This is a genomic window from Candidatus Stoquefichus massiliensis AP9, from assembly GCF_000455285.1.
Taxonomy (GTDB): Bacteria; Bacillota_I; Bacilli_A; order Erysipelotrichales; family Coprobacillaceae; genus Stoquefichus; species Stoquefichus massiliensis.
Genome location: NZ_HG005284.1, coordinates 19,121 through 27,597, shown reverse-complemented (window position 1 = coordinate 27,597; position 8,477 = coordinate 19,121). Strand labels below are relative to the sequence as shown.

The following is an 8,477-nucleotide window of genomic DNA, read 5'->3' as shown; positions in this document are numbered from 1 at the left end:
CTTTAAACTTTAAGGAAAACGTTTACATTTTTGTATTGACTTTACCTTGATTCAATTATATAATGTTCTTAAGAAGAGAACGTTACTGAATGTTTATTTAGGCGTAACTTGATAAAACACATTTTGTTTTATGGAGTTGCGCTTTTTTATTAGGAGGGGCAGATATGAAAATAAAAAAGGTATTGAATAATAATGTCATATTGGCGACTAATCATCTTGAACAGGAGTATGTAATCATAAGAAATGGTATTGGATTCAAACGTAAACCAGGTGATTTTATTAATGAAGATAATGCTGATAAGGTCTTTGTTTTTGAAAATAAAGAATCCATCCATAGTGTTCATGAGTTACTAAATAACATTTCTTTACAAGATATCGAATTAGCAAGTGAAATTATTGAATGGGGAAAATCAGAATTACCATTTGATATTCATGATAATATATTAATAACATTATCTGATCATATCAGTTACATGTTAAAACGTTTACAAAAAGGCTTATATTTTGGAAATCCACTTCAGTGGGAAATAGAAGCCATTTATCCTCAGGAATATATATTTAGTCAGAAAGTTATTGAGTTTCTTGAGAAAAAAACAGGTTTTGAAATACCAAGATCAGAAATAAGTTTCATTGCATTACATTTTGCAAATGCACATAGTCAAGAGCAGAACATGCAAGAAACAATAATTTTAACGAAAATTATTGATCAAATATTAAATATATTAAAAGAACATTATCAAATAATAATAGATTCTCATTCTTATGAATTAACAAGATTTATTACACACTTAAGATATTTTGTAAATAGACAGATAAATGGACAAATTGTTTTAGAACAAGAAACATATTTATTGCCTATCATTGAGCAGAAACATCCACAAGATTATCAATGTGCAATAAAAATAAAAAAATATCTAGAAAATGAATATCATTGGAATATTAGTAAAGATGAACTTATGTATTTGAGTTTGCATTTAAATAGAATACATTTTAGTCATAAATAAGATGCGTAACTTTCAGTAGGCGTTATTCAATTGAGTATGAAACCGCGGTCATACTATTTTGGATAATGCCTTTTATTTAAGGCGCTATTATAGAAAGGAGAAAAATTATGTCATATGAAAATGAATCAAAAGAAATTCTAAAATTAGTTGGCGGAAAAGAAAATGTTTTAGATCTTGTGCATTGTGCAACGAGATTGCGTTTTCGTTTAAAAGATGAAAAGAGAGCATTAAAAAAAGATATTGAAGAATTACCATATGTATTATCTGTTGTAAAAAGTGGTGGTCAATATCAAATTGTTATTGGACAAGAGGTTTCAGATTACTATAAGAGTATTATTTCACATTTGGATTTAAATAATTCAAGTGAACCAGTCCATGAAAAAACAAGTTTTGTTAATACAATTTTTGAATGGATATCAAGTGGATTTTCACCATTAATTCCTGTTATGGCAGGTTCAGGAATGATATTGGCATTTTTAACAGTATTAACATCTATGAATTGGCTATCAGCAGAGTCTTCAACCTATCTGATTTTATATGCAGCAGGAAATGCAATCTTTTATTTCTTACCTATTTTTTTAGGATACACATTGTCTCAAAAAATGAAAGTTGATGCTTTTGTAGGAGCTTGTATAGGAGCTGCTTTACTTAATCCAAATTTTATGGGATTAATTGAATTAGAAAAAGTAAGTTTTATAAATATTCCTGTTATTGCTATTAATTATTCTTCGACAGTTTTTCCAATATTTGTTGCGATATTTATTTATGTATATTTATATAGATTTTTATCTCGATATATTTACAAAGATGTTCAGTTGTTTTTGGTATCTATGATTTCTTTGATGGTTATGGTTCCATTAACTGCAATCTTATTTGGTCCAGTTTCTACAACTATAGGAGATTATATAGGTAATGGTATTATGTGGTTAATTGAAGTACTTCCAGTTCTTGCAGGATTTGTTTTAGGTGGATTGTATCCATTCCTTGTTATTTTAGGATTACATTGGGGATTTACACCATTTACTTTACAAAATCTTTCGCAATATGGGGGAGATCCTATTGAAGGGACTTGTGTAGTTGCAATATTTACTTTAATTGGAATTTCATTAGGAACATTTCTTCGCTCAAAAAAACATTCTTCATTAAGAAGATTAGCTGCTCCAGCAACAATTACAGGATTTTTATCAGGAATTATAGAACCTGTATTATATGGTATTATTCTTCGTTATCGTAGAACAATGATTATTATGATTGTCAGTGGAGGAATAAGTGGAATTATAGCAAGACTCCTAAATGTTACATGTGATGCCTATGTTTTCCATAATCTATTTTCACTGCCTGTTTATTCGCCTAATATTTCAGCATTATTAATAATTAGTTTTTCATTAATTCTTAGTACTTGTTTAACTTACTTTTTTGGATATAAAAAAGAAGATCTCAACATGATTGAGACAAAATTAAAAGAAACATTAATTCCGCCAATAAATGGGAACATTATCTCTTTACAAGAAGTCAAGGATGAAGTTTTTGCGAGTAAAAAGGTAGGTGATGGAATAGCAGTTATACCAACAGATAATATAATTGTTGCACCAATCCATGGGAAAATCACCACCATTTTTCCTACTTTACATGCTATTTGTATGAAAACACAGAATGGTACTGAGTTTATGATACATATAGGAATTAATACATCGTTTCTTGATGGAAAATATTTTGATATGAAAGTTCAAGTTGGAGATGAAGTTGAACAAGGACAAATGTTATGTTGTATTGATAAAGAACAAATGGAAAAAGAGGGATATGATACAACGACTATTTTATTGATACCATATCAAGAGAACATAAAAGATATTTCATTTGAACAGGATTTATTAGAAATTATATATTAGTTTCTCATTACCATAACGAGTATTCAAGTATTGAGGATACCTGCAATTCAATCGATGGTAGATTCTGTTCAAGTATATAAATGTTATCAAGGAGGCAAGAAAATGAAAGTAGAACATATTTATCAAATTAAAATAATTAGATAAAATGAGATCTTTAGATTTTAAACAAATAATTCTTATCTTTGATTATATAGGACGTGAAGTTTATTCAAATAAGCGAATATCAAAATGTATATAGAAGAGAGTTTAATAAAAACTTTTATTAATTTTTAAGACTGCTTCAAGAGGATTCACTTTATTTATATCATAAAGGGTAAAGAAAACCAAAGTGATGATGATATTTTGGTTTATCTAAACAAAAGCTAAAATAATGATTGACTTCTTGAATAATGAGTGGTACGATTTATTTAAGAAGAAATTGAATAGGAAATGTCACTGGTAATGCAGGCTAAACCAAAATTAACATTGTTAGTTTTGGTTTTTATATTTATAGGAGGTTTTAAAATGTTACTTAGAAAAAATATAAAAATAGAAGATGATGGACAAACAATTTATGCACCAGTAAGTGGAAGTGTTATACCAATAGAAGATGTTCATGATGAAGTGTTTTGTCAAAAGATGATGGGAGATGGTCTTGCGATTGAACCAACTGAAGGAAAACTGTATGCACCAGTTTCAGGAATCATTACTGTTGTCTTTCCGACTAAGCATGTGATTGCAATCACTTCTATGGAAGGAATTGATGTTATTATTCATGTTGGTATTGATACGGTTGAATTAAAAGGTACATATTTTCATCCTTATGTGAAAGTAGGAGATAAAGTCAAAGCTGGTGATATGCTGATGTCTATTGATTTAAAAAATATTAAAAAAAGATATCATCCAACAACAATGATTGTAATTGAAAATGATGAAGACTATCAGTTATTCAAGACTGATCATAAAGACATTCAAGCGGCAGGAGAATTGATGAAGGTAAAGAAGGTGAGCGTATGATAATAACTAAGCCATTGAATAATAATGTTGTGATGGCCAAAAATAACAAGCAAGAGGAAGTGATTGTTGTAGGGACAGGAATTGGTTTTCATAAAAAAGCAGGTGACGTGATTGATGAACGGAAAATACAGAAAGTGTTTTCTGTTGCTGACAATAATAAATTAGCTGAACTGATTTCACAGATTCCTGGAGTATATATTGAACTGACTGAAAAAATAGTACAATATGCGAAAAGAAAATATCACTTGGAACTCAATCAGAATATTTACTTGGGATTAACAGATCATATTTATTTTGCATTGCAAAGATTACAGGAAAATATAGATTTAGATAATCCATTTCTGATTGATATTCAACACTTTTATCAGCAGGAATATAAGATTGGTTTGTATGCAAAAGAAATGATTCATCGCATGTTTCATATTCAGATTTCAGATGATGAAGTTGGATATATTGCAATGCATATTATTGAAAATGAATTTCAGCAAAAGAGACAGGATTTTGATAAGATATTTAAAGTTGTGAATGAGAGTGTTTGTTTTATTAGAAAGTATTATTTAAAAGATGTGAAGGAAAGTTCTTTAGCTTATACCAGATTGGTCAATCATGTAAAATACTTTGCAAAAAGATACGTAGAAGGTCATGAAAATCAATCACAAAATCGTTTGTTAAAGGAAACAATTCAAGGTGTTTTTCAAAAAGAACAGAAATGTATTAATCGTTTATCTTTGCATTTAAAAGATGAATTTGGGAAAGAAATGAGTGAATCAGAAAAGAATTATTTAATTCTACATTTAAGAAACTGTTGTGAATTAAAAGAATAGGGGTAGTCACTATTAAATTAGGCTAAACTCAGGAGAATCAGTGCACAGATTGTCTTGAGTTTTTATTTTTAAAGGAGGAGATGTGTGAAGAAAAAATGAAACTTGCTAAAAAAGGAGGAGAAGAAAATGAATAATGATGAAATAGCAAGACGTATTTTAGAGAATGTAGGTGGAAATGAAAATATTGTGAGTATTATGAGTTGTTTTACACGTGTTCGTATTGAAGTCAAAGAAAAAGAGAGAGTTAATGAAGATGTCATCAAAACATTAGAAGGAGTTAAAGGAGCAACATTTTTCAATAAGACTTATCAGATTGTTTTTGGTGGAAAATGCAATGATGTCTATGATGCGTTATCAAAAATTGTGAAGATTAAGGATAATGTGGAAGCAGTTCAAAACAATGAAAATTTTGGCTGGAAGACAGCTTTTGATTATATTACAGGATCAATCCAACCGATTATTCCTGTTTTGATTGGATGTGGTTTAATTCAAGGGATTATTGCTTTGATGTCATATGTGAATATTGATGCAACAACCTATGGCTATCAAATGATCAGTGCCACAGGAAATGCAGGATATTACTTCTTGCCAATACTATTAGGGTTTAGTTCAGCTAAAAAATTAGGTGTGAATCCTTATATTGGAGCGACTTTAGGAGGTATTCTTGTTTATCCTGCTGTTCTTGAATTTGCAAGTCAGGGAACAAGTGCATCTTTCTATGGGTTGCCAGTGAAGTTGGTGACTTATTCATCGACAATGACGCCTATTCTTTTGACAATGCCAGTTGTTTATTGGATTGAAAAAATAGCGAAAAAGATATCTCCTACACTTTTGAAATCGGTGCTTATTCCAGCCATTACAATTATTGTGAGTTTACCACTTATGATTGTTGTGACTGCACCTATAGCCCAAATGATTTCTGAAGTGTTAGGTCAAGGTATTCAATATATTTATAGTCATTTTGCTATTTTAGGAGGATTGATTATTGGGGCAACATGCCCATATTTCGTTTTAACAGGTATCCACCAGGCAACCGCTATTCCAATTGTTTTGAATGAATTAGCATCTGTTGGATATTCCGTTGTTTTTCCAATTTTAGGATTTGGGAATGCTGCAGTAGCTGGTTCGGCTTTAGGTGTTGCCTTAAAAACAAAAAATAAAGAATTAAAAAGTGAAGCATTGAGTTCTACTATTATTGGTGTGATTGGGATTACAGAGCCCGCTCTATATGGTGTCTTGCTGCCAACAAAGAAATCTTTAATTGCGCCAGGTATTATGTCAGGAATTTGTGGTGCATTGTCACTAACTTTTGTTGTGAAAGCAATGGGACTAGGATTATGTGGATTAGGAGGTATACCATTATTTTTAGGTGAAACATTTCTCATTTGGTGTATTTTAATGGTTGTTGCTTATTTAGGAGCAGCCACAATTACATATATAATTGGTTTTGATGATATACCAGAGTAGGGGGAAAATAAAATGAGTTTTTCTAAAAAATATCCACATCTTTTTGAACCATTGCAAGTCAATCAAATGATGATACCTAATCGTATTATCTCTGCTCCTTTAGGTAGTCTGACTGATAAATCAGTGAGCGGAATTGGGATGATTATTCGTGGGACAAGCGGTTCAGTCCCAGGTCCTCGATCAAGAATGGCACCTGGTTCTTATTGTTTTGCGAATATGCAAGAAAGTCAAAAAGTAAGAGAACAAGTTGTAACGATTCAGCAACGTGGTGCAAAAGCAGAATTTGAACTTTGTCATGTTGGTCAATATGCTTATGTTCAGCCTGGAGACTATGCTATTGGGCCAGTTGGTTTTGTACGTGAAGATGGTATTGAAGTGAAAGCAATGGATGAAAACATGATGAATGAAGTTGCTGATGCATTCGCTAAAGGAGCAGTTGATGCAAAAGAGTATGGCTTTGATATGGTGATGTTGCATTTTGGACATGGCTGGTTACCAACTCAATTTCTTTCACCGCATTATAACAAGCGTACAGATGGTTATGGTGGTTGTTTTGAAAATCGTGTGAAATTTCCTATTCAAATTGTGGAGAGAGTCAGACAGGCAGTGGGTCCAGGTTATCCTTTAGATATGCGTATTAGTGGTTTTGAATATATCGAGGATGGAACACCTATAGATGAAATTATTCGATTTATTCAACTGATTGAGGATAAGATAGATATGGTACATATTTCATGTGGTTTAGAAAGAGAAATCAAAGCCATGACAAAGATGTCATCTACACCTTATTTTGATCATAAGATCAATGTTCAATGGTCACAAAAAGTCAAAGAATATGTTCATATTCCAGTCGCTGTTGTGGGAGCTATTATGACACCTGAAGAAGCAGAAGAGATTTTAGCAAATCATCAGGCTGATGCTGTTGTGATAGGAAGACAAATCATTGCAGACCCATTTTGGACGAGTAAAGCAATAGAGGAAAAGAGTGAAGATATTGTTCCTTGCTTAAGATGTATGAATTGTTATAATCAATATGCTAGAAATAAAGATAGACATTATGGTATGAAAAGTATCACATGTTGTTCAGTCAATCCTAGATATTTGCATGAACAAAGTGTTCCCGTTGAACTCTCCAAAGCAAAAACTATCAAAAAAGTCTATGTGATTGGTGGTGGACCAGCTGGCTGTAAAGCGGCTTTAACAGCTTATGAGCGAGGTCATCAAGTCATCCTTTTTGAAAAAACTGATGTTTTAGGTGGTCAATTGTCTTGTTCTGAATTTGATAAAAGTAAACAGGATTTAAAGAGATACAAGGATTATCTGATGACACAGATTCATAAATCAAGTATTGAAGTCAGATTACAATGTGATGCTCTTGAATGTATTGATGAAATAAAGACAGGTGATAGTTTAATCGTTGCAGTTGGAGCAAAACCCATCTCTTTAGAGATTGCAGGTATTCAGCAAAAGCATGTTATGGATGCCTTATATGCTTACGGACATCAGAATGAAATAAACCAAAAAGTTGTCATTATTGGTGGTGGTTCGATTGGTTCTGAACTTGCAAAATTATTATGTCATTTAGGTAAAGACGTCACAATTGTTGAAAAGAGTGAGCAATTATGTTCAAATGTTAATGAACATATTCAAACAGGATTACTGGAGAAATTATCTGAGTGTCAAAATCTCAAAATATTTCTCAATTCTCAATGTCTTTCTATCCAAAATCAAAGTGTTGTCATTCAAAATAATACTGATCTACAAGTGATTGAAGCACAAAGTGTTATTGTTGCTGTAGGAATGCAGTCAAGATGCGATATTGTCAATCAATTTTATGGTCTTGTACCAGATATCAATGTTATTGGTGATGCAAAACGTCCTGGAACAGTTGCACAGGCGACACATGATGGATATTATGCAGGAATTTCTTTGTAAAGATAGTTATTGATTTTAAACTTATAAAACAGTTAGTCAAAGAATATACTTAGTTAAAGTATTCATGATACGTATTCTGTTTTATAGGTTTTTCTTTTTGAGTATAAATAGCTTTGTATTTTGCAGGTTAACTTGGTAAATATAGTATGTTTTATTGCTTAAAACGAAATATTATTTTTGATGATATCCTGTTATTGAATCATTTATTGGATATTTCTGGAATTTTAACAAAGGAGCACAAACACGAAAATCTTTATCGTATCTATCAAAGTAATGAAAAATAGGAAACTCATAATTTATACTCAAGAATATGAAATTAATAAAGAAAATGGAAATCTGAAGATTAATAGCATATGATAATT

At 31.2% G+C, this 8,477-nt stretch carries 6 protein-coding genes; all 6 read left to right on the top strand.

Annotated elements, in window-relative coordinates; translation table 11 throughout:
* Positions 1 to 164 precede the first annotated feature (164 nt).
* The gene (locus BN350_RS00135; RefSeq protein WP_028041785.1) at positions 165 to 1,004 is read left to right on the top strand and encodes a PRD domain-containing protein; all 840 of its coding nucleotides are present in this window, start codon (positions 165 to 167) and stop codon (positions 1,002 to 1,004) included.
* Positions 1,005 to 1,111: 107 nt separating this feature from the next.
* On the top strand, positions 1,112 to 2,893 hold the full coding sequence (locus tag BN350_RS00130) for a glucose PTS transporter subunit IIA (protein ID WP_028041784.1): 1,782 nt from the start codon (positions 1,112 to 1,114) through the stop codon (positions 2,891 to 2,893).
* A gap of 504 nt (positions 2,894 to 3,397) precedes the next feature.
* Positions 3,398 to 3,889, top strand: a complete 492-nt coding sequence (locus BN350_RS18035; RefSeq protein ID WP_044599996.1) for a PTS sugar transporter subunit IIA — start codon at positions 3,398 to 3,400, stop codon at positions 3,887 to 3,889.
* The gene (locus tag BN350_RS00120) at positions 3,886 to 4,713 is read left to right on the top strand and encodes a PRD domain-containing protein (protein WP_028041783.1); all 828 of its coding nucleotides are present in this window, start codon (positions 3,886 to 3,888) and stop codon (positions 4,711 to 4,713) included. The genes BN350_RS18035 and BN350_RS00120 overlap by 4 nt, the downstream gene beginning before the upstream one ends.
* 126 nt (positions 4,714 to 4,839) lie before the next feature.
* Complete coding sequence (locus BN350_RS00115) at positions 4,840 to 6,180, top strand: PTS transporter subunit EIIC (RefSeq protein ID WP_028041782.1); 1,341 nt, start codon at positions 4,840 to 4,842, stop codon at positions 6,178 to 6,180.
* Between the two features lie 12 nt (positions 6,181 to 6,192).
* Entirely contained in the window at positions 6,193 to 8,115 is a 1,923-nt protein-coding gene (locus BN350_RS00110) for an oxidoreductase (RefSeq protein ID WP_028041781.1), read from the top strand.
* Positions 8,116 to 8,477: the final 362 nt, after the last annotated feature.